20 protein-coding genes are annotated in these 24208 nt (G+C 49.1%); 17 read left to right on the plus strand and 3 right to left on the minus strand.

The features are described 5' to 3' along the window. Positions 1-148: 148 nt before the first annotated feature. On the minus strand, positions 149-2101 hold the full coding sequence (gene csrD / locus EQP46_RS15480; protein ID WP_129494506.1) for an RNase E specificity factor CsrD: 1953 nt from the start codon (positions 2099-2101) through the stop codon (positions 149-151). Between the two features lie 253 nt (positions 2102-2354). Here csrD and EQP46_RS15485 point away from each other — a divergent pair, with 253 nt between their 5' ends. Continuing rightward, entirely contained in the window at positions 2355-3233 is an 879-nt protein-coding gene (locus EQP46_RS15485) for a LysR family transcriptional regulator (RefSeq protein WP_129494507.1), read from the plus strand. Positions 3234-3247: 14 nt separating this feature from the next. Here EQP46_RS15485 and EQP46_RS15490 read toward each other — a convergent pair whose 3' ends face one another. Both EQP46_RS15490 and ssb read right to left on the minus strand, forming a co-directional pair. Further along, positions 3248-3802, minus strand: coding sequence for a YbhB/YbcL family Raf kinase inhibitor-like protein (locus EQP46_RS15490; protein WP_129494508.1), 555 nt, complete (start codon positions 3800-3802; stop codon positions 3248-3250). A gap of 231 nt (positions 3803-4033) precedes the next feature. Beyond that, positions 4034-4558 (minus strand): single-stranded DNA-binding protein, encoded by a 525-nt coding sequence (gene ssb, locus EQP46_RS15495; RefSeq protein ID WP_129494509.1) that lies wholly within the window; start codon positions 4556-4558, stop codon positions 4034-4036. 396 nt (positions 4559-4954) lie between these two features. Between ssb and EQP46_RS15500 the strand changes: the two genes are divergently transcribed. The 16 genes from EQP46_RS15500 to EQP46_RS15575 all read left to right on the plus strand — a co-directional run bounded on the left by EQP46_RS15500 (position 4955) and on the right by EQP46_RS15575 (position 24205). Then, on the plus strand, positions 4955-5632 hold the full coding sequence (locus EQP46_RS15500) for a LuxR C-terminal-related transcriptional regulator (RefSeq protein ID WP_017008108.1): 678 nt from the start codon (positions 4955-4957) through the stop codon (positions 5630-5632). 210 nt (positions 5633-5842) lie between these two features. Beyond that, positions 5843-6460, plus strand: a complete 618-nt coding sequence (locus EQP46_RS15505) for a calcium-binding protein (protein WP_129494510.1) — start codon at positions 5843-5845, stop codon at positions 6458-6460. 530 nt (positions 6461-6990) lie between these two features. Continuing rightward, complete coding sequence (locus tag EQP46_RS15510) at positions 6991-7608, plus strand: calcium-binding protein (RefSeq protein WP_129494511.1); 618 nt, start codon at positions 6991-6993, stop codon at positions 7606-7608. A 125-nt stretch (positions 7609-7733) separates the two neighbouring features. Next, on the plus strand, positions 7734-9443 hold the full coding sequence (locus EQP46_RS15515) for a type I secretion system permease/ATPase (protein WP_129494512.1): 1710 nt from the start codon (positions 7734-7736) through the stop codon (positions 9441-9443). Continuing rightward, the gene (locus EQP46_RS15520; protein ID WP_129494513.1) at positions 9443-10732 is read left to right on the plus strand and encodes an HlyD family type I secretion periplasmic adaptor subunit; all 1290 of its coding nucleotides are present in this window, start codon (positions 9443-9445) and stop codon (positions 10730-10732) included. Before EQP46_RS15515 ends, EQP46_RS15520 begins: the two co-directional genes overlap by 1 nt. A 418-nt stretch (positions 10733-11150) precedes the next feature. After that, positions 11151-12548 carry an undecaprenyl-phosphate glucose phosphotransferase gene (locus tag EQP46_RS15525; protein WP_129494514.1) on the plus strand — a complete coding sequence of 466 codons (1398 nt, stop codon included), beginning with the start codon at positions 11151-11153 and terminating at the stop codon, positions 12546-12548. A 10-nt stretch (positions 12549-12558) separates the two neighbouring features. Then, entirely contained in the window at positions 12559-13761 is a 1203-nt protein-coding gene (locus EQP46_RS15530) for an outer membrane beta-barrel protein (protein WP_129494515.1), read from the plus strand. Further along, positions 13762-14280, plus strand: a complete 519-nt coding sequence (locus tag EQP46_RS15535) for a polysaccharide biosynthesis/export family protein (RefSeq protein WP_129494516.1) — start codon at positions 13762-13764, stop codon at positions 14278-14280. 33 nt (positions 14281-14313) lie between these two features. Continuing rightward, positions 14314-16539, plus strand: coding sequence for a GumC family protein (locus EQP46_RS15540; protein ID WP_129494517.1), 2226 nt, complete (start codon positions 14314-14316; stop codon positions 16537-16539). Positions 16540-16571: 32 nt separating this feature from the next. Further along, positions 16572-17543, plus strand: a complete 972-nt coding sequence (locus tag EQP46_RS15545; RefSeq protein ID WP_129494518.1) for a DHH family phosphoesterase — start codon at positions 16572-16574, stop codon at positions 17541-17543. A gap of 13 nt (positions 17544-17556) precedes the next feature. Continuing rightward, positions 17557-18474, plus strand: a complete 918-nt coding sequence (gene cysD, locus EQP46_RS15550; protein WP_129494519.1) for a sulfate adenylyltransferase subunit CysD — start codon at positions 17557-17559, stop codon at positions 18472-18474. Positions 18475-18528: 54 nt separating this feature from the next. After that, positions 18529-19938, plus strand: coding sequence for a sulfate adenylyltransferase subunit CysN (gene cysN, locus EQP46_RS15555; RefSeq protein ID WP_129494520.1), 1410 nt, complete (start codon positions 18529-18531; stop codon positions 19936-19938). Positions 19939-20009: 71 nt separating this feature from the next. Further along, complete coding sequence (locus EQP46_RS15560; protein WP_129494540.1) at positions 20010-21062, plus strand: glycosyltransferase; 1053 nt, start codon at positions 20010-20012, stop codon at positions 21060-21062. Further along, complete coding sequence (locus EQP46_RS15565) at positions 21046-22329, plus strand: O-antigen ligase family protein (protein ID WP_129494521.1); 1284 nt, start codon at positions 21046-21048, stop codon at positions 22327-22329. The genes EQP46_RS15560 and EQP46_RS15565 overlap by 17 nt, the downstream gene beginning before the upstream one ends. Then, the gene (locus tag EQP46_RS15570) at positions 22329-23144 is read left to right on the plus strand and encodes a putative capsular polysaccharide synthesis family protein (RefSeq protein WP_129494522.1); all 816 of its coding nucleotides are present in this window, start codon (positions 22329-22331) and stop codon (positions 23142-23144) included. The genes EQP46_RS15565 and EQP46_RS15570 overlap by 1 nt, the downstream gene beginning before the upstream one ends. Further along, a complete protein-coding gene (locus EQP46_RS15575; protein WP_129494523.1) occupies positions 23141-24205 on the plus strand; it encodes a glycosyltransferase family 4 protein in 1065 nt (354 codons plus the stop codon). The genes EQP46_RS15570 and EQP46_RS15575 overlap by 4 nt, the downstream gene beginning before the upstream one ends. Positions 24206-24208 lie beyond the last annotated feature (3 nt).

Raw genomic sequence — 24208 nt, forward strand, 5'->3', positions numbered from 1 at the left:
TGCCATCTACGTCTACAACTGGCCGGAGTTTGTTAAAAATATGTTTGAAGTACAGCATATTCTATCAAAAAACCCGCCAATAAATAAGTAGTTATGACGACAAAATCATGACACTCACGTATAAAATTTATCCGCTAGGATGCGTACATTATTGTTTACGCCAGCGCTGCCTTTTACGGGTTGCAGGGCTACCGGAAAGCTCCGCACCTAACCATCGACCTTGGCCGCCTTGTACGCCGAGTTGCATCAAGGTTTTCCACTCATGTTCAGATTCCACCCCAACCGCTAACACTTGTGTCGGCGTTGGCTCACAAGCCCCCAACATACTGCGTACATAAAGTTGATTTTCAGGGCGCAGGTTTATGTCACGAACAAGGCTTCTGTGCAGCTTGATATATTTAGGTTGGATATCTTTCACGTAGTGCGTACTGACCACCGAACGGCCTGCCTGATCGACCACCAAAGGACACCCTAAAGCGCGGATCATTCTGAGCGTTGGGCGAACCGCGTCGAAGTGGTTGACGAGAGGGCCTTCCGACACTTCAAACATCAATCGATTAAGCACGCTACGCGGTGTTTGCAGCAGTGTATCTCGCAGCCATTTTTGGAAAGGTCGCTGACGCAATGATTCGGCGCACACGTTAATCGCGAGGGTTTCTCTGCCATCACCTTGGCGAAGTTGTTGTAAGGCTTTGGTCACCACGGCGCGATCAAGTCGGCTGTTAAAACCGATCAAATCAATGCCATTCATGAAGCGAGATGCTTTGACCACTAAACCATTTTCGTCTTTTATTCGCGCAAGAAGCTCGGTATGAAGGTCATTTTGCTGGGTGTCTTTCACGGCTTGGCGGTATAAATCTGGACCGCCGTTTTCAAATACCCGTGTCAGCAGCGTACGCCAACGCACACTGCCGCGTGCATCTTCGGCCACCACGTCTTTCTTAAAGGCATACCAACCATTAGACGCTTGCAGAACGGCGCTGCGTTTTGCCATGTCCGCCTCTTCCATCAAACGACCGCGACGCTCGCCCGTGATAAAGAAGGTCATCCCCATGTGCGCCCAGTTCTCTTCCTCAAGCACTTCTGGTGGACTTAAACGCTCTAACGCCTTCATAAGCTGATTGGCAAACAAACGTGCCTCTTTGCCCGATTGATGAACCAGCAAGATGGCAAATTCGGTGTCGTAGTAACGCGCCAAGATGGCATCAGGAAAACGCTGCACTGCATTCGATAGCACATTACCCACCTCTTTGACCCACTCGTCTGCGCCAGATTTCCCAAGATCTTGCACCAAGGAATCCCACTCACCTATGCGGATGATCATAACCGCACCATGCGCCCCTTTGTCTTGCAGCAGGGTTTGAAGGCGGTTATCGAACATCACGCGATTCGCAGCACCGGTGAGCTTATCGAGGAAGGTGTTAGTTCGAATGAAGGTGTCGAAGCGGCTACGTTCTTGTCTCGCATCACGAAGTTCTGCAATCATTTGATCCAAGGCGATGCTGGCAGTAACAGGCCATTCACGTTCGTCCCCTTTCTGCACTTCTTCCGCGCGCCCCGCGAGGATCATTCGCCCCCTGTCTTCCAACAACTCAGCACCGTGCAATTGCATTTTCAGCCAACGAATACCCCAGGCTAACGACAGAACAATCACCAGAACAGCAAGCGAAAGGGAAAACATGGGGCCGATGGAGTACGCAAAATCCGCGTAAGGTGGCACGGCTTTTACCGTGACAAAAAAACCGGGGTTATTCGGCAGCTCATAGCGGTTTTCCACTAGCTCAACCGGGCGAACTGCAATTTGAATTTGGTCATAACGATACAAAAGCCCTGTGCGGCTGCTTATTTCAAGCTCTACCACATCACTAGCCTTCAGTAGCTTAGGTAGCCACATGCCAATGTTTTCAGCTTCGACAGGATTGCTGACCGCCTCATCGATTTGAACGACCACTTGTTTCAGGTAATGGGACAGGAAATCCGTTCCCAATTTACGGAAGCTGACGGCACCGCCAATAAAAAGCACAAACATCGCACAGACGACGATAAGCGTAACAAAAGCCACCAATCGGTTGGTGAGCTTCATCCCGGCAACTTTTCTCATGTAAAGTCCACTAGTTGGTATTGACCACTCTCTAAATCCTTTTAAAGCAGTTTAGCGAGGCCAAGGTTGCATTTCGGCAAGTGTTTTAGAATATTGGTACGCGTTTACGGGCACGCGTTGTTCCACATGTGTATCTGGCTGACGCAGCGCGATCCTGTATGAATCTCAGACCTAATCAACAGTTTGGGTATATTATCGTTCTTCCCGAAATGAAAGTGAACGCAATCTCAATACTATTGGAATGAATCATTAAATGGATTGGATTACCTGCGCCAAAAGCTATGTCACCGTGGTTGAAATGGGGTCGCTCGCGCAAGCAGCAACAAAACTCAACACCTCAAGCTCTGCGCTTTCTAAACGTCTCGCATGGCTTGAAAATCAACTCGGGGTTCAGTTGCTCAAACGCACCACACGAACCCTCACCATGACAGATGCTGGCCGCCTGTTTTACCAGCGCGGGAAACTCCTGATTGACGACTGGACCCAACTGGTGTCTGAAACCACCTCAACCTACGGTGAAGTCAGTGGCGTATTGCGTATTGCCGCCCCTCTCGCCACGGGCAGTCGCCTACTGATCAACAATATTGGCGAGTTCCTAACGGCCCACCCGAACATTCAAGTTGAGATGCACACCCTCGCGCCAGGGCAATTGCCGGATCCAAATCTCGATGTGGTCATTACGCGCGAACTGGCTGACTTCAACTCTGCCAGTTTTATCGCCACCAAGTTGTTCGATTTCCAGCCGCGCTTTTTTGCCTCACCCGGCTACCTTGCGCAGCATTCACCGATTCTAGAACCTGAACAGCTTCTTCAGCATAATTGCTTACTGTATGGATCAACGAGCCACCCTCAGGAGCATGAGTTTGAACACGGCAGAAAACTGCGATTAACGGGTAACTTTGTATCACCAAACCCTGAAGCCTTGGTAAACGCTGCGGTGGCCGGGCTAGGTATCATTTTGGTCGGCGATGTCACCATACGCAAAGAGTTGGATCAGGGCTTATTAGTGCCGGTGCTACCTGATCTCCGTCAGCCTAAAAGTGCTGCCTACGCGTATTACCCAAAGCTCGAGTACAACCACACCAAAACACGCTTATTCATCGATTTCATGAAGAACAAGGTGGCGCAGTAACACCAGAATGTCTGTTATTTTCTCGTATTGGTTGGTGCAAGCAATTGTGCCTCCCCGACTCTGTGCTGAAGAATGTAGTACCCAGCCAATGCAGGCGAGCCGTCAGTGGGCACATCCAGCGTCTCAACATCCAATGCATACACGGTGATTTTATAATTGTGTGGCGCTGAGTTTGGTGGAGGGCATGCACCACCAAAGCCCACAAAACCGAAATCATTGCGCTGCATCTGAGCCCCTTTTGGCAGATTCTCACCGCTTTGATTGCCAGCATCACTGGCTAATTGCGTTTGATTGGCAGGAATATTGATCATCACCCAATGCCACCAGCCACTGCCTGTTGGCGCGTCTGGGTCATACATGGTCACGGCAAAACTTTTCGTTCCTTTCGGCGCATCTCGCCACACTAACTCGGGAGAAACATTGCCTCCTTCACACCCCCATTGATTAAATACCTGCTGGGTGTTTAACGACGCGCCTTCCGTCACCTGAGGGCTTGTTACCACCATAGATGTTGCGGTGAATGGAAGCATCGTCAACGCACTGACCACAACCGCTAACCTTGTCTTCATATCTGTCTCTCCATTATGCATTCGAAAGAGTATTGTTCATGCTCTCTAAACAACTCGACTCATATTCAATACAGAAGGATGTTGACGGTTTTAGTGAGGGAAAGCGGTGTGAAAGGCGTTAAGGAGGAAAATCATGAAGCCGAAAACAACAAACCCCGCCGAAGCAGGGTTTGTTTATGCATTCATGTCAATCATACCAAGACGATTGAAGGTGTTTTCATCACTGTGTGATTAAAACGGAATGTCATCATCAAAATCAGGCATGTCATTGTACTGAGGCGCCTGATTTTGTTGTTGAGGTGCTTGTTGCTGTGGCTTCTGCTGGTAAGAAGGTTGCTGAGGCTGACCCCAGTTACCACCTTGTTGCTGCGACTGTTGAGCTTGTTGGCCTTGACCACCGCCCATGCCACCACCAGAACGGCTGTCTAGCATTTGCATTTCGTTCGCTACGATTTCAGTCGTGTAACGGTCTTGACCATCTTGACCCTGCCACTTACGTGTTTGCAGGCGGCCTTCCAAATACACTTTAGACCCTTTTTTCAGGTACTCACCCGCGATCTCTGCAAGACGACGATACATCACCACACGGTGCCATTCGGTCATCTCTTTGTTCTCGCCAGTGTTCTTGTCGCGCCACGTTTCTGAGGTCGCAACGGTCAGATTAGCAACTGCACCGCCATTTGGCAGATAGCGAACTTCAGGGTCATTACCCAAGTTGCCAATCAAAATTACTTTGTTTACACCACGGCTGGCCATATTTTGCTCCCAAACCTTTTCATTACGGCATCGAAATGCGCGATTAGCGCTTAAACGATGATGATAACAGATGCGGGAAAATTCTTCACAGCTTTGAATTGATTCTGTGGACTCGTTAAAAAGGCTCCATTAGTTTCATATTTGCACGAATGAAATCAAAAACATCGAGTGAAGAAACGACGACAAAGCGCAAATTGTATTAGACTTACAAGGAGTTTGAGTGAAGCATCGCAGTGTGCTGTTCATCAAAGAGTTCAAGAAATGATACGAATCCGTTTCAGCATGTGCAGTTAGAATGCTGCGACTTAATATATTTTGCGAACCATGTTCCAGATACACCACCGAGTGTCGGTGAGGGAAACCGCTTCGTACTTATTTAAAGCATTAGGGATACACATGCCAATCATTGAAACCACCTCAGACAAATACACTATCCTGCTTGTTTCTGAACCTAGCATGACAATCAATGCGTTGATTTCCTGCCTCGAGAAAGAAATAGAGAGCAGTGTGGCGCTGGTGGAAAAGCAAGAAATTGGCGACAAACTCGCAACGTCTTCCGGCCTTGTGCTTATCGATTTGAGCGCGTTCGAAGGCGATGCAGTGAACTATGTGAAACAAAGTCTTGCGCCATTTAGCGAGCAACATGTTTTTGCACTGTTTAATGCGCACGACTTGTCTGCCAAGGAACTTGCAAGCTGGCCGTTCATCAAAGGTGTCTTCAAAAAAGAAGATGACCTCGAACATTTGTGCCACGGCATCGAAAAAATGCTTTCTGGTGAATACTGGCTACCCCGCCAAAAATTGGCTGAACTCATCCACTACTACCAGCAGAACAACAACAATGCGATCGATTATTCAGAGATTTGTCTGACTAACCGAGAGCAGCAGATTTTACGTAAGCTGGTCACGGGCGCGTCCAACAGCGAAATCGCAGACAGCTTGTTCGTGTCAGAACATACCGTAAAGTCTCACCTGTATAATATCTTCAAGAAAATCAACGTTAAGAACCGTGTTCAAGCGGTATTCTGGGCGAAGAACAACCTGTCAGTCATCGGCCTCGACTACCAAGGCTAACTTGTTATAAGGAAAGGCTTTTATAAGTGTTTCCTTATATTCCCGCAAAATCGAGACACCTCTGTATAGAGTAATACACCATAGTCATAAGGCATGGTGTGCGCTTTATCCTCACATCTATTCACCTCAGTACACCCTGCAACATAACTAAAAAACATATGATGACCCAGTTGGCTTTCTTAGTAGCTCATTTAAGAAAGGGGCAGGACAATGGCTGACATAAATGGCACCGCTGTAGCGGAAACGCTTTATGGCACAGATGAATCTGACAATATTTTTAGCTTTGGAGGAGATGACGTAAAAGTAGGGTTCGGCGGAGACGATAATGTGTTCGGCGGCAGAGGTAATGACCTGATGACAGGTGGTGCTGGCAACGACTTCGTGAGCGGCGGTATTGGCGACGATGTAGTTGGTGGCGGTAGCGGTGATGACATCCTTTTCGGAGGAGAAGGCGATGATGATGTACTTGGAGGCATAGGTAACGACTTATTATTTGCAGTGTCTGGCAACGATAGATTGTTTGGCGGAGACGGCGATGATTGGTTAGTAAGTGGTATCGACAACGATTTCCTTATTGGGGGTTCAGGTGCCGATACATTTCTTTTCGATAACATTCTTGGCACCAGCACCGGCGACGATCGCGTTGTCGATTTCGAAATAGGCATAGACACATTGTTTATTCGCGCAACAGGTGACACTGATTTCGCGTCACTCAGCATCTCTCAAGTGGGTATCAATACGTTAATAAGCCTTGCGGACGGCTCAAGCTTCATCCTCAACGGCATTACATCCACTGATTTATCTGCGAGTGATTTCCATATCGTCTAAATAATTTTCACGACATCTCATGAGTAGGCAGCACACAAACCTTGCGCTGCCTGCTTTACAATTCATTTTCCCTTCCTTGTTGAATGCGCCTAAGGACGTTTTCATCGTCGCGAACAAAGAAATCTCACACCCACCGCCCCGACATTGCGACCCTAACTCAATATTGAGAGTCCTTTATTAAACCGCATGCTTAACAACCTAGACACTACATATTTAAAAACCAAGGCACACCTAATCACCTTGATTTACTTAGAGAAATAGAAAAAAACAAGAAGTCACATGGTCGTGTCACATTCACGAACCTGCTGATTTGTACCAATAAATCCGCTTCAAGCCATGACGACATTTTCTCAATCCCACTCAAGATTGAGACAACATAAAAATGTCGACTGCGTCAAAGTATACCTGCTCAAAAATTGGCAGGCCTCCCCATGTTTTAACGCTTGCCGAACATTCTAAAAACAAAGAAAACGTCAACGTTGGTATTCATTCAATTGCTTTAGGCAACTTTACAAAGGACACAGGGAAACATGGCTTTAATTAACGGTACAAGTGGCGTAGACACGCTAGGTGGTTCTCCAGACGCAGACACGATCAATGGCTTTGGTGGCGATGACCGCATCATTGGTTTTGGTGGTGATGACACTATCTTCGGCGGAAGCGGCGACGATTTCTTGATCGGCGGCGGCGGTAACGACGTAGTTCGTGGCGGTGAAGGTGACGATTACGTTGGCGGCGGAAGTGGTGATGACATCCTCTTTGGCGGCGAAGGCAATGACGATGTTCTCGGTGGCATCGGAAATGACACCTTGTATGCGAACTCAGGTCAAGATCGTCTGTTTGGTGGCTCTGGTGACGACACGCTTGTCAGCGGTACTGGCAACGATTTTCTTATCGGTGGTAGCGGTGCAGATACGTTCTTTTTCGACAACGTGTTGGAGCAAGGCACAGGCAGCGACCGCGTAACCGATTTCGAAGTCGGCGTCGATCTGATCTTCATCCGTGCATCTGGCGACACAGATTTTGCCTCACTGGATATGACACAAGTCGGCAACAACACAGTGATTGATCTGGATAACGGTTCAAGCATTACTCTTAACAATATTTCGGTTACAGATCTTACTGCTGACGACTTTCAGATTGTCTGACGGTAAGCGAACTATACTCAAGACAACCAGCGTGAATGCTGGTTGTCTTTTTTAAGAATTCACTTTAACCCTCTGCACCAACTGAAGTTATCAGTTTGGAGTAAGGTATTTGCGCTAGGTTTGCCATGTCTTTGACTACAGAAAATCAATTAAAAACGACATTAGATCAATGTAAGAAAGCGCTCCTATTGGTTATTGCTTTTAGTTGCGTCATCAATTTACTTGTTCTTGCTGTACCCATTTACATGCTTCAAATCTACGATCGCGTTATCGGTTCGCGCTCTATTGATACCCTCTTATTACTGACTGTCATTACGGTGTTCGCACTCCTCACGATGGCAGTACTCGAAAGCGTACGTACCCGTGTCATGGTGCGTATTGGTGCTTGGTTTGACCAAAGCCTGTCACCTGACATTCTCAGCGGCAGCATTGCCGCACAGCTTCGCCAAGGTATTTCAGCTTCCGTGCAGAGCTTGCGTGATGTCGCCGCAATCCGCGGCTTCATCGGCGGAAACTCGGTCATCCCCGCTCTGGATGCACCTTGGACGCCAGTGTTTCTGACGTTCGTTTTCTTCTTGCACCCTATTCTCGGCCTTATCGCGACTATCGGTGCTGTCATTCTTTTCATCATTGCCCTCGTGAATGATGCCGTGACACGTAAAGCGCACAAGACAGCCAATGAATCCGCCATTCTCGCAATGCAGCAAGCTGAATCAGCAGCACGTAATGCTGATGCCATTGAAGCCATGGGCATCATGCCGAACTTCATCAAAAATTGGAGCAGCTTGAACAGCAAAAGCATCGAAGGCCAAATCGTTGCGAACTCAAAAGGGGCAACCCTCACCGCCACATCAAAGTTCATTCGCATGCTGCTACAGATTGCCATGCTGGGAGTGGGTGCATGGTTAGTGATCGAAAACGAACTCACAGCCGGTGCCATGATTGCGAGTTCTATTTTGATGTCTCGCGCCCTTGCGCCCGTTGAACAAGCCATTGGTGCATGGGGAACGGCGATTTCAGCCCGACAAAGCTATCAGCGCCTGAAAGAGCAGATCCCAATGTTCCCTGAGCGCGCAAAATCAATGCCGCTGCCTAAACCCAATGGGGCGGTATCTGTTGAGAAAGTGACTTACTTTCACCCTGGGCAATCAGAACCTGTGCTGCATGGCATTACCTTTAAACTCGCTGCGGGTGAAGCGCTGGGCGTGATTGGGCCATCGGGGACAGGTAAATCAACCCTTGCGCGACTGTTACTGGGCAACTTAACCGCGAACGCGGGTTGTGTGCGCTTAGATAACATGGACGTCGCCAAGTGGGATCCGGACGATCTTGGTCCGCACTGTGGCTACCTGCCTCAAGATGTCGAGCTATTCCCTGGCACCATTCGCCAGAACATCGCGCGCATGTCAGACGGCGATCCGGAGCTTGTCATTCAAGCCGCCAAACTTGCAGGGTGTCATGATCTCATTTTGCGTCAACGACAAGGCTACGACACTGTTGTTGGCGAACGAGGCCTTGGGCTGTCAGGGGGCGAGCGTCAACGTATTGCACTCGCTCGCGCTTTGTATGGCGACCCTCGCCTTGTCATTCTTGATGAAGCAAATGCCAACCTTGACGGTGTCGGCGAAGTGGCGCTGCAACGGGCTATCACCTATCTCAAATCACGTAAAGCCACCGTTATTTTGGTTGGCCACCGACCAAGTATGATGCAATCAATGGATAAACTCATGGTGCTGCAAGACACCCAAATTCGCGCCTTTGGCGATCGTGACGAAGTCTTAAAACCTCTGCTTGAACAAAGCGCCGCCCTCACGTCAAAAGGAGGAAGTAAATAATGGCAATTCCAGCAATTCGTCCGCTTGCTATCACCGGCTTCGCCATTATCGCATTGTTCTTCGGCACCTTTGGCGTATGGGCAGTGTTTAGCAAACTCGATGGCGCATCCATTGCGCCAGGCATTGTGACCGTTAATAGCCAGCGTAAAACCGTTCAACATTTGGAAGGCGGCATCATTAGCCGCCTCACCGTAGCAGAAGGTGATACTGTCGAGAAAGGGCAAACCCTCATCATGCTTGATGACACCCAAGCCCGCTCACAGCTTGAACTTCTTGTGAACAACAAACGCAATGCGCAGGCTCGCGAAGCACGATTGATTGCTGAACGCGACAACCTAAAAGGCATCGTATTCCCCCAATCTTTGCTAGATGATGAAGATGACCCTCGCGTTGAAGAGCTCCTGACGAACCAACACCGCATTTTTGTCGCACGCCGTGGGTTCTTTGAATCCCAAAAAGAAATCATCAACAAGCAACTCGCGCAAAATGAAGCGGAATTAGATGGTCAATCAAAGCGCTTAACCATTGAGAAACGTCGCCTTTCTATCATCGGTGAGGAAATCGCGGGTAACCGTAAGCTGGCAGAAAAAGGGTATGTGAGTAAAACACAGGTACTTCGTCTTGAACGTGAAGAGACCCAGATACTCAGTACCATTAGCCAAATTCAATCTAACGCCACCCGCCTTGCGCAGAACGTGGCAGAAAGCCAAGCACAGCTCAAAGAGCAAGAATTGGAGCGCATAAAGGAAATCGTGGAAGGTTTGCGTGAAAGTCGTCAAGAGAGCTATGAGCTTGACCAACAGATCGCAGCAGCGACCGATGTTCTCAACAGAACAAAAATCATCGCCCCGCTCAACGGTACCGTGCTTAACCTCCAAGTCTTCTCTGAAGAAGGGGTGATCTCACCAGGACAAGAGTTGCTCGACATTGTCCCTAACAACGAACGCATGGTGATTGAAGCACGTGTCGACCCGTCAGACATCGATCAGGTCAGTGCCGGCATGAAAGCACAGATCCGCCTGACGGCGCTGAGCATGCGCAGTGTGAAGCCCTTGAATGGCGAACTGTTGACCGTCTCTGCTGACCGTCTCGTTGATGAACAATCCGGCCTTGCTTACTACCTTGCGCGGGTTGAATTAGTGGATGACGTGCAAGAGATGCTAAACGGCATTGTTCTCTATCCAGGAATGCAGGCAGAAGTCATGCTTTTGACAGAACCACGTACACCACTTAACTACTTGACTAAGCCTTTAACTGAGAGTTTTAACCGCGCATTTCGTGAGGAATAATCTAGACACCACTCAGTCTTAATACCGACTAAAGACTGAGTGACTTACTTTGACGTTTATATTTGGATGAGTGTTGAACTTTGGTCTTTTCACACTTTGTCTTAATAAAAGTACAGCAAGGCAATATGCACGTGATGGATGTCACACTAGATGGGCAATTTGTTAACTAATTGTTCTTTACGCATAAAAACGCTAGTGCACTGCAACTGGAATATCATGTTTGAAAATAGGACAAACTTCATCTTCTCTGAGTTATCGCATGCTGTTTTACTGTGCACGCTTGTTGGGAACCTATAGCAACTAGAACAAACGCTTCCCTCGCTAGCGAGCTTGGGATGAGTGGTTTACTTTTTAAGTATAAGAATTAAAAAAAATCACTCTTATTCAAACTCATGCAACAACATTGTGAGCCTGCATTATGGACAGCAGAAAAATTCGCACACACGGCACAGAATTCGCCATCCTCTATCGATTATGTGATTTGGCCGTGATTGGAGGAACGCTAGCCGTAGCAAGCTGGCTTTACTTGGGACAACTGTACCAAGACTATCTACTCATCGTCACGCTAACCGCAGTGTGCTTCTTGCTGTTTGCAGAAAGTGCGCACCTTTATCGTTCGTGGCGTGTCAGTAATTTTCAAGGTCAAATGGTTGCCACCCTACTTCCTTGGTTTGGTGCGAGCGCCGTACTTGTTACCTATTTCTTCTTTACCCAAAGCGGCATTGAGTATTCGCGTGCCGTCATGATGCTGTGGTTTTTACTCGGCTCCATCAGCCTTGTGCTGTGGCGCTATAGTGCGCGAATGGCACTTAGCCATCTTCGTAACAGCGGCATTAATACGCGCCGTGCCGCCATTATTGGCACCACGGCAAACGGCATTGATCTTGCCCGTGAATTCCAACGCAACCATGCCTTGGGCATCAAGCTAACGGGCTTCTATGAAGATCGCGGTGCGGACCGCATCGAAGGCAGTTTGCCTGCACCTATGCTCGGCAAAGTTGATGATGCGTTAGAGCAGGCCAAACGCGGCGAGTTACAGCATGTCTATATTGCCATGCCAATGCACGCAAAAGACCGTATTGCACGCTACCTAAACCTGTTTGCTGACACCACAGCAACCACGTATCTCGTGCCAGATTTTTTCACTTACAACTTACTGCATAGCCGTTGGCAAACCGTCGGCCATGTCCACACACTGAGTGTGCACGACACGCCATTTAACGGTTTAGCGGCATGGACAAAACGCATGGAAGATATCGTTTTATCGATTCTTATCCTGCTCATGATTTCGCCCATCATGCTGTTTGTCGCTGCTGGCGTGAAACTGTCATCACCCGGTCCGATCATCTTTAAGCAATACCGCTATGGCTTAGACGGTCGAAAAATTGATGTGTGGAAGTTCCGTTCCATGTCCGTCATGGATAACGGCGATGACGTAAAACAAGCCACGAAGAATGACCCTCGCGTCACCCGTTTTGGTGCGTTCATTCGCCGTACGTCGTTGGATGAATTGCCGCAGTTTTTCAACGTACTGCAAGGTTCGATGTCAATCGTTGGTCCTCGCCCTCATGCCGTGGCACACAACGAACAATACCGCGCGATTGTTGATCGCTACATGCTTCGCCACAAAGTAAAACCAGGCATCACGGGTTGGGCGCAGATCAATGGCTACCGTGGCGAGACAGACACACTCGATAAAATGGAAAAGCGTATCCAATTTGATTTGGAATACATTCAAAACTGGTCACTGTGGATGGACATAAAGATCGTCTTTGCGACGGTTTTTAAAGGGTTCGTTGGTAAAACGGCCTACTAAGGAGAGTGGTGTGAGTAACAAAGTAAGCTGTCTTGTCACACTCAGTGCGCTGCCCATGTCTGTTGCGGCGGTAGAGCCTTTGGCGTACCAAACAGAAAATGGGATCGACATTACCCCTACGGTGGAAATGAGCGCTGGGCACAATGATAACGTTCGTCGAACAATGACGGACACCGTCAGCTCCCCCATGTTGACGATCACGCCAAAGGTCATTGCACTTTTCCAGACTGATCGTGGTACTTACCAGTTTGACTACCGCCTCGATGCGGTTAACTACAACGACAGCAGTGAAGACAGCTATGTTGACCACAAAGCCCACATTGGTGCTGCTTGGATGTTCGACATTCGACACCGGCTGCGCGTTAACTACATCTACGAAAGTATCAATGAAGAGCGCGGTACAGGGCTGACAGAAGGCTACAGCCTTTCCGTCGATGAGCCTTTACGTTTCGATTACCACCAATTCAACACGCGCTATACCTATGGTGCGATAGGGGCAAAGGGCCGCCTCGTCGGTATTGTTGGCTATGACGTAAAAGATTACGACGATGCCACCTTTATGACGAACTCTGTTCAGCACACGCGCTTTTACGATTGGACACAACCTTATGTGGGTGGCGAGTTTTACTACGCCGTGTCCAACTACTTCTATGCCGTCGCTGTCGGGCGCATAGAAGACAGAACCTATGATGAAACAGATCCTAATGTGATTTCGCGTGATAACACCAACTCCACGCTGTATGGCGGTTTGGAGTGGGATATCACGGGGAAAACACAGGGTAAGTTGCTGTTTGGTGTTCAAAACAAGGATTTTGATAACAGCGGCAGAGAAACATTCCAAGGCTTTAGTTGGCGCGCCAACATCAGTTGGAGACCTGCGGAATACAGCGAATTACGTCTGGAAACGCGCGATTACGCACGCGACCCGGATTTAAACGCTGACTATGTAAAAGACCGTTCCGTAAAAGTGGATTGGGAACATTACTGGACGCCGCGATTTAGCACGCTTGCAACGGTCAGATATGGAAAAAATGAATACCCCGGCGATATCCGCGTAGACGACGATACGCTGGCTGAAATTTCGGCAACTTATAGTTTGGCGCGTTGGTGGGATGTCACTGTCGGCGTCAGCAAGTTTGACCGAGATTCTACGTTCACTGGGTTTAGTTATGATCAAACTCGGTTCTTCTTGGGAATGGAAGTGAGCCTTTAAATGCAAAAATTACTATGGATATGGATGTTCCTGTTTTCCATGAGCGTTGCTCATGCGGAAACCGAGCAGTACGTGCTGGATGATGGCGATCGGATCTCCATCAAGGTTTATGGCGAAGAAGATCTCTCCATGGACATTCTACTCAGCACACAAGGTCGATTCGATTACCCGTACTTAGGGCGTCTGCAAGCGGCGGGAAAAACCGTTGGACAGCTACAAAGTACGATTGAAAGAGGCCTTCGCGGTGATTATCTCATTGACCCCAAAGTCACGGTTAATGTGATTCAGTTCCGTAAATTCTACGTCAATGGCGAAGTCAATCAGCCTGGTGGGTACGACTATCAACCCGGTCTCACGGTCGCGAAAGCGATAGCGATTGCTGGCGGTTTTACCGACCGCGCATCGAGAAACAAAATTCAAAAGACAGACAGTAAAAAATCCACGACTCAAAAGAACGTCGGTCTGTCTCAATCTGTTGGCCCTGGTGACATCATCGTGGTTGAACAGAGCTTTTTTTAGCGCTGCTGTAAGTAAACGAAAGGACATCGCTCAATGAAATTGATAGAGCCTAACCAAGGATCGGAGCCGTCAGGTCTCGACCTAAAACGCTATTTAGGCGTTATTGCACGTTATTGGGTACCCATCACGGCGTTTGTCGCGATCGTCACCCTTATCTCTACGTTGCTGATCTTGATGATCCAGCCCGTGTATCGTGCAACTGCTACTTTGCTGATCGAGGCGCAAGCCAGTAACGCTATTTCTATTGAAGAAGTTTATGCGCTTGATACCAGTAAGAAAGAGTATTACCAAACCCAATTTGAGATCCTTCGTTCCAACCACATCGCAGAGAACGTGATTGAGGAGTTGGGCATTGGACAAGTGCGCGAGTTCAACAACCTGGTTGGCCAACCTTCTGGCCGTGACAAGTTGCTCAGCATACTTAAAAATATTCCGCTGTTAGGCGACTACCTACCTGCTGCATCACAGCCATCAGAAGATCCAAACAGCGATGCGGCCAAGCTGGCGGTATTGCGTAAGTTCAAATCGCACATGGCGATTGAACCGATTCGAAACACACAGTTAGTCAGAATCCACTTTGATTCTGCTGACCCAATGCTGGCCGCGAAAGTGGCTAACGCCATTGGTCAGGCATATATCGAGTCAAACCTTGAAGCGAAATTGGTGGCCACACAAACGGCTTCTATTTGGATCAATGAACGCCTTGGCGGTTTGAAAGATAACCTTGCCGAAGCTGAAACTGCACTGACGCAATTCTTGAAACTGGAAGGCCTTATCGAGCTCAGCGACATCGACGAGCTGGCGGGCACAGAACTCACAAACCTGACCATTCGCGTCTCCGAAGCAAAAGAGCGTCGTGTTGCTGCAGAGAGCCTCTTCTCCTTGTTGCAAAACAAAGGGGCAACAGGCGATGGCTTACTGTCTGTTCCTGAAATTTCCAATCACCCACAGGTGCGTGACGTTAAAAACGCCGAAACAGATGCTGAGCGAAAAGTGTCTGAGTTAGCAAAGCGTTATGGTCCTAAGCACGACAAAATGATCCAAGCACGAGCACAGCTCGCTGCTGTACAAAATCGCGCAAACACGGTGATCAGAGAGCTGGCACGTGGCATTGAGAAAGAGCTGTCCAGTGCACGTAAAAACGAAAAAGCACTGACGGCTGAATTGAACGTGAAGAAAGGTGAATACCAAAACATCAGCAGCAAGCGTGCGCAATATGATTCGCTTAAACGTGATGTGGAATCTAGCCGCCAGCTTTACGAAATCTTCTTGAACCGCGAGAAAGAAACCAACGCCACCAGCGACTTCCAAGACGTTCAGGCGCGCTTTACGGACATCGCAAAAACACCCCAAAACCCTTATCGCCCACAGACGGCGAAGCTAATCGTGATCAGCGCCGCATTCGCAGCGCTGCTAGGCATAGTCTGCGCTTTCCTTGCTGATGCATACCGCAATACCATTGAAAAACCGGATGATATTGAAGAGAAGCTAGGATTGCAGCATTTAGGATTCCTGCCACGCGTCAAGGCGCGACGCTTTAAGAACACCCCGTTGGATCACACCTTGTATTACGATCCCGACGCCACCTTATTTAGCGAATCCGTTCGGACCATTCGCACGTCAATTCTACTGACACTGACCAACTCGAAGCGCAATGTTCTCTCTGTGACATCCTCTCTTCCTTCAGAAGGGAAAACCACAGTGGCACTGAACCTTGCACAATCGCTGGCAAAAATGGAACGCACACTTCTTATTGACTGTGACCTTCGCATGCCAGCCATTGGTCAACGTTACGGAATGCCGAAAAACCAACCAGGACTGACCAATGTATTGGTCATGGGCACAGACGTGACAGAGTGCATTTACCACGATGACGTGTCTCAACTTGATGTGTTGCCAGCAGGCCTTCTGCCGCCTAACCCACAAGAGTTATTGAGCTCGCCGAAGTTCGCCACACTGCTTGAACAGCTCAAGCAAACGTACGACCGAATCGTGTTGGATACACCACCGATTCACGTTGTGAGTGACAGTCTGATTCTGGGTCGATTGGCGGGCGGCATGATTTTGGTCGTGAAAGCGGAAGTGACAACCGAACAACAAATTAACCATTCAGTCGGACAACTTGTCCGTCATGACATCCCTGTAGATGGCGTTGTATTGAACCAGCTATCAAGCAAATATGCAGAGGAAAAATACAAGCTGCACTATGGTTACTACAACAACAATACAAGGGACGATGGTACCTTAGAGGCGAGTTAACGCCTTCAAGGTAATAAGGAAATACCATAATAATGAAAACAAGTTTTGATGTATTTAACGGCGATGCCGATGGGATTTGTGCACTGATCCAACTCCGACTTGCGACCCCCAAGAACAGCAAGTTGATCACGGGTGTAAAGCGAGATATCGCCTTACTCAAACAAGTGGATCCGGCCGTTGCACAGGACGTCACCGTGTTAGACGTGGCGATGGGAAAGAACCGCGCAGCATTGGACAATCTATTGTCTCAAGGCGTGCGCGTGTTCTACGTGGATCATCATAACCCTGATGAGATACCTGAACACACCGCGCTGACGACGCACATCAACACCGCAGCCAACACCTGCACCAGCTTAATTGTCGATAAGTTGCTTGAAGGCAAATATCGCGAATGGGCATTGGTGGGGGCATATGGCGACAACTTGTTTGCCGTCGCAGATACCTTGGCAAACAAGTCAGGGCTAAGCGGCGCAGACAAAGAAAAACTCAAGCAATTTGGCACCTACCTGAACTACAACGGGTATGGCGCTTCTTTGGCTGATTTACTGTTTTCGCCGGCAGAACTCTACCGCCTTCTTGCTCCTTATCCTTCACCGTTCAACTTTATTGCCGAGCGCCCTGATGTGTATTCCACGTTAGAGCAAGGCTATTTGAGCGATACCGAAAAAGCCGCATCCATTGTGCCTGTTTCAGAAGAAGCAGGATCGCGCGTATTTATGCTGCCCGACGAAGCATGGGCGCGACGCATTAGCGGTGTGTACTCCAACGATCTCGCCAACCAAGACCCTGCCCGTGCGAATGCTGTTATCACAGCAAAAGCCGATGGCAACTACTTGGTCAGCATCCGTGCGCCACTCAAAAACCGCGTCGGCGCTGACGAACTCGCTGCAAAGTTCCCAACCGGGGGCGGACGCAAAGCAGCCGCAGGCATCAACGCACTGCCTGCTGAACAACTATCTGAATTTATCAATGCGTTCCACCAGCAATATTTGCTGGCAACGTAAAAAGGGACTGAACATGGTGGACAAGATTTCGCTGAACCAAACCCATTTGAAACAACTCGAAAACGAGTCGATTCATATCATTCGAGAAGTCGCCGCAGAGTTTGATAACCCTGTGATGCTGTACTCGATTGGTAAGGATTCGGCCGTCATGCTCCACCTAGCGATGAAAGCATTTTATCCAGGTAAGCCGCCTTTCCCTCTGCTCCATGTGGATACCACGTGGAAGTTTAAGGAAATGATTACCTTCCGTGATGAATTCACTAAAAAGCACGGGTTAGATTTGAAAGTTCACATCAACCAAGACGGTGTGGACATGAACATCAGCCCGTTCGTGCATGGCAGTGCCAAACACACTGACATCATGAAAACCCAAGGCTTGAAACAAGCACTGAACCAATACGGTTTTGATGCCGCATTTGGCGGTGCGCGCCGAGACGAAGAAAAAAGCCGCGCGAAAGAGCGTGTCTATTCGTTCCGCGACAAACACCACCGTTGGGATCCAAAAAACCAACGCCCAGAGTTGTGGGATACCTACAACGGCCGAGTAAACAAAGGCGAAAGCATCCGTGTTTTCCCACTGTCAAACTGGACCGAACTGGATATCTGGCAATACATCTACATGGAAAACATCGAAATCGTTCCGCTCTACTTCTCTGAGAAGCGCCCAGTGGTTGAACGTGATGGCACCTTGATCATGGTCGATGACGAACGCATGCCGCTTGAAGATGGCGAAAAGCCTGAAATGAAGTCGGTACGCTTCCGAACCTTAGGTTGTTACCCACTGACAGGTGCCGTGGAGTCAACGGCAGCAACACTGCCTGAAATCATTCAGGAAATGTTGCTCACCAAGACATCAGAACGTCAGGGCCGTGTGATTGACCATGACCAAGCGGGCTCGATGGAGCAGAAAAAACGAGAAGGCTACTTCTAACAAAGCCTCGCTATTACCCATTTAGATTATTGCTTGCCTGCAAAGGAGTGACCCATGAGCCACAGCTCAGATTTGATAGCTTCGGATATTGAAGCGTATCTTCACCAACACGAAAACAAAGACCTGCTGCGCCTACTGACGTGCGGCAGCGTGGATGACGGTAAATCCACCTTGATCGGACGCCTGCTGTTCGACACCAAGTTGATCTTTGAAGATCACCTTTCAAGCCTACACAAAGACAATGCCCGCGTCGGTAACGCTGGCGAAAACCTTGATCTCGCCTTGCTGGTCGACGGCCTGCAATCAGAGCGCGAGCAAGGTATCACCATTGACGTTGCCTACCGCTATTTCTCAACAGAAAAACGCAAATTCATCATTGCTGACTGCCCAGGGCACGAGCAATACACCCGTAACATGGCAACAGGCGCATCGAACTGCGAACTGGCCATTGTGATGGTTGATGCACGCAAAGGCTTGCTCACGCAAACGCGTCGCCACAGCTACATCGTCAGCAAGTTGGGCATTCGCCACGTAGTGGTTGCGATCAACAAAATGGATTTGGTGGACTTCGACGAAACCGTTTTTGAAAACATCAAAGCAGAATACCAAGCCATGGCCGACCAGCTTGGCATTAAAGACGTTCACTATGTACCGATTTCAGCGCTTGCTGGCGATAACGTGGTGTCGCTGAGCGACAGCACGCCTTGGTACAAAGGCTTGCCTTTGATGGGCATGTTAGAAGCCGTTGAGATCAGCCGTGACCAAAACCTCGATCTGATGCGCTTCCCCGTGCAATACGTCAACCGCCCTAACCTCGATTTTCGTGGCTACTGCGGCACATTAGCGTCGGGCATTTTACGTAAAGGTGATGAAGTGATGGCACTGCCATCCGGCCAAACCAGCACCGTCACTAGCATCGTGACTTACGACGGCGAACTTGATGCCGTTGCACCCAACAACGCCGTGACCGTCACACTCGCTGATGAAATTGATATTTCGCGTGGCGACATGATCACCCACGCCGACACAGCACCAGAGCTCACAGATCACCTTTCGGCGTCACTGGTATGGATGGCACAAGACGCGCTGAAAACAGGCCGCGACTATGACTTCAAATTTGCCAGCCACAGCCTGACGGGCCAAGTGACAAACGTTCACCACAAGATTGATATCAATACGTTTGAAGAGCTCTCTTCTGATGCGCTCGCACTCAATGAAATTGGCCTTGTCGATTTGCACTTGAATGCCCCTGTCGCTGCGGACAACTACGCCTCAGTGAAGAAAACAGGTGCCTTCATCATTATCGACAGGCTCACCAATATCACGATTGCGGCAGGCATGGTCGAAGCACTGCACACGCAAAAAGAAGCGAAAGCGACACGCCAATACACAGACGCAGAAATTGCGCTGAACCGCTACATTCGCGAAAACTTCCCTGAGTGGGAAGCGAAGTCAGTCGAATAAGACGACGAGCGAGAGGAAGGGAAACGGTGAACAGCATAGCGTGCGATGCCAACAGGGAGAATACCGCGACAATGAGCGTGAAAGTACTTCATATCATTAATGATCTGTCTCGAAATGGCGGCGCTCAGCGGTTTGTGATTGATTTGGTTTCACCTCCGCCGCAAGGCTATGACATCCGCGTTATCACGCTCGAAGATACCAATGATTTTTGCGAAGAATTGGACGCTCTCGGCGTAAAGTGCGATGTGTGGGAGCACCTGTCATGGAAGGAAAAGTGGCAGGCTTTGCGCTGGCCAGACGTAATTCATGGTCACCTTTTCCCTTCGATATACCTCGCGTTAGCGGCATTTGGTAAAAAGCGCGTTCAGACCGAACACGCGACCCACAATCGTCGACGTGATCATGTCTGGATGAAACCGTTTGAGCTGTTTCTTTACTGGCGCTACCAAGTCACAGTGTGTATCACCGAGCAGGTTAAAGATGCACTGGAAGATTTTTTGCCACAGTATAAAAAGCACTATCGTGTTATTTTTAATGGCGTTGATCTGACCAAGTATCCATTAAACGTCAAATCGCAGCCTGCGCCTGAACAGCCGCGTCGCATTGGCATGGTGGGAAGATTCCATGCCTACAAAGATCACCCTACCGTGATCCGCGCCTTGGCAGAACTACCTGAAAACTACGAACTGCATTTTGCCGGCGATGGTGATCGTCGTGATGAATACATGGCGTTGGTCAAAGAACTCGGGGTGGAAAACCGCGTCATTTTTCATGGCGTGTTAACCGACATTCCCGCCTTTTTAGATACGCTCGATGTGTACGTACAAAGCTCAAGTGTCGAAGGGTTTGGCTTGGCCGCAGTTGAAGGCATGGCAGCAGGCTTGCCAGTGCTTGCGAGCAATGTGCCGGGTCTGAGTGAAGTCATGGGAGATGAACGCTATCTGTTCGAACTCGGCAATGCACACGCATTAACCTCTGCCATTCAACGCCTGTGCGAGGACGAGAACGCCTATCAAGCCGCATCTGAATATGCCATCTCTCGCTGCCAGATATTTACGCTTGATGCCTTCCGCACGCATTACTATCAAACATATCAAGGATTGGTAGATGGCACGGTCAGTTGAGCATCTTGCTGCGTTTGCAGTCATCCTTTTCTTTGTCCCGTTGAAAACCAATCTATCGGGCATTGAACTGTATATCGCCGATCTCATTGGCATCGCCTCTTTAGGTGTGATGGGCGTTGCGACTGCCCGTGGGCGCTTGTACCACTCAACCATTCAAGCCTCTAGCTTCATTTTCTTGTTTGTACTTTATATCTTGCTGGCGGGCACACTCAGTGATGCGCCGGCTAAATTTGTGCTCATTGAGATGATTCAGTGGCTGTCTGTCGCTGCATTTTTGGGCATGTTGCATCAAGCCGGTTTACTGGCATCACCGCGATTTCTCTCGCTGGTTGCCTTGTATGCGCTGGCAGGTTCGTTGTACACCGCGGCTTGGCACTTGGCACAACCCGGCATGCCGGATTTCAAGCAATTGGCTAACACCAAATACTTCTTCGGGTTTACCTGTGCAATGATCTATCTGTTGCGCCAACACATCAGCTATAGCCGTATTTTATTTGCTATCGCATTTGTTCTGTTGGTGATGTCAGAAGAGCGTAAAGCGTTGCTGGGTGTCGTGATGATGATTGCCTGTGATCACCTCTTTTGTCAGCAAACTCATCACCCGAGAGAGCGAACCACACGCGTCGCCATCATCACCTTTGTCATCTTTGGCGGCCTACTGTCGGCATTCTCCGTTTGGTACATGGTCGGGCTCAACAGTATTTTAGATACCCTCGAATTTACGCAGTTCGACATCCTGTTTGCGGACCAACAAGCCGCGCAGTGGAACTCGGAAGTATGGCGAAAACTGCTGCTCGCAAACGGCTTCTCGTTATTCCAAGAGTATCCGATCTTCGGTGTCGGCCCTAAAATGCTCCCTGCACACATCGCGCCCTACTTCCAAAATGAAGTGTTAGCCATTTACACCCACAACTTCGCACTTGATGTGGCCATTGAATATGGCGCGGTTGGTTTGTCCATTTTGATCGGCGGTTTCCTGATTTCACTGATGCGCCTTTTCCGTGCTCGCATGGAAAACCCTGTTGCCTTCTTGTTGGGGGTATACATTCTTTCCATGGTGCTATTTGTGGCCGTCAACAGCACCATCATGCTGATGTTTTTGCTACCCCTGTTTATCAATGTTCGCACTGAATCTTTCGCACGAAGCCTCTCTCAGAGAACCAACAGTGACCGTGCCGTTTCAGTGAGTCGCGAATCAACACCCTCATCGCTCCCAACGAGTGCATCCATTATCACAGACCCAATCCCCCCTCATGAGGAGAAGTAATGAAGTTCAGCCTTGCCCGACAACGCGCGTTTGACCAAACACTGCGAGAGCCTAATTTTGTGTTGGTGTACCAAATGGGTAAAGTTGGCTCATCCTCCATTGAGGCATCGTTAGAGCACTGCAACATTCCAAGCTGGCACATTCATACCTTCGACGATAACGAAGAGTTTCAGATGTACCGCAATACGTCTGATGTCGCCTGTTTCTTTGACTGGCACATCCGCGCCGCATACAGACTCACGCTCGCTCACAGGCTGCGTATTCTGAAAAAACGCGATCACATTAAGATCATCACGCTTGTGCGCGATCCTGTTGCGACCGTGGTTTCACGCTTTTTCCAAGACCTTCACATTCAATTGATTGAAGGAAAGAAAAACAACGCCATTCACGGCGACATGGACGCGACACTTAGCCACCTCATCGATGCGTTTGATAACAAGCTACGCCATGACTATTTCACGGAATGGTTCGACCGAGAGCTTAAGCGTCAATTTGGTGTTGATGTCATGCCACACCTGACCGATCCAACCCAGACACATTGGCGTATTCAGGAAAAGGGTTGCGATGTGCTGCTGATGAAATGCGAAGCCATCAACCAATCCGCTGACGTGCTGGGCGCGTTTTTAGATCAGACAGATTTCTCGCTACAATCCAGTAATGAAGCCTCCAATAAATGGTACTCAGCCTTGTATCAGCGCTTTAAAGAAACGTACCCGTTTGAGCGCTTGTTCAGCCTTTACGACGCACCCATTTACAGGGCCGTGTATAGCGAAGATGAAATCGCACGCTTTAAACAAAAATGGGGACGCGAATGAAAACGGTGCTTCATATTACAGAGGCCTTTGGTGGCGGCATTCAAACCGCATTGTGTAGCTACGCCAAATCCACTGAAGGTGATCCCATTCGCCACCTTCTTCTTGCGAGATTGCGCCCTCAAGATGACACAGGCCTTGCCATCAAAAACGTGTTTGACGAGGTCGAAACGGTCGACGGTGGCTTGCTTCATTTCTATCGCTGCGCGCGTAAAGCCGTGCTTCAGTACAAACCAGATATCATTCACTTACACTCTAGCTTCGCAGGGTTTCTGTGCCGCTTTCTGCCTAAGGGCAATGCAAAGCTCGTATATACCCCGCATTGTTATGCCTTTGAGCGTCGTGATATTCCGGATTGGAAGCAAGAAATCTATATGCGTTTAGAAACCCTCGGTTTATCGCGTATTGATGTCATCGCCGGATGTAGCGAGCGAGAGTGCGAGCTGGGTTTAGAATTGGGCGCAAAGCGCGCGGTTCATCTAAATAACTATGCCGAGCTCAGCCCTGAACTGATGGAAGACTCGCAAGCCTCCCCAGATGACAACACGCAACAGGCAGAGACGCCGCGTATTAAAGTAGTCATTGTGGGCCGCGTTTCGCCCCAAAAAGACCCAGAGTTCCTACTGGAAACCATTGACCACCTCAGAAGCTTTCCAGAGTTTAACCAAGTCCAACTGCAGTGGCTGGGCGGAGGTGACCAAGACAAAGAACAAGAACTGAGAGCGGCAGGCGTGGATGTCACGGGAATGATCCCTCACCACGTCCTCATGAAAACCCTTAAAGATGCGGATTTGTATTTACACACCGCGGCGTGGGAAGGCATGCCTTTGACCTTGCTTGAAGCTGCACGTCTCAATGTACCAATGGTATTGCGGATCATCGGCGCGACCCAGAACCTGCATTATCCTTTCCTCGTTAGCACGCCAGATGCCATGGCGAAGCAAATCGTGGATTATTGCCGAAACCCTCAGCATCCTGATTACCAATCCTCATTGGTGTCGATTAACGACGCTTTCAGTGCGGAAAAACAACGCAGCGCGCTCATTGATATCTATGGGGCCTAAACC

Source organism: Enterovibrio baiacu (assembly GCF_004120195.1).
GTDB classification, from domain to species: Bacteria; Pseudomonadota; Gammaproteobacteria; order Enterobacterales; family Vibrionaceae; genus Enterovibrio; species Enterovibrio baiacui.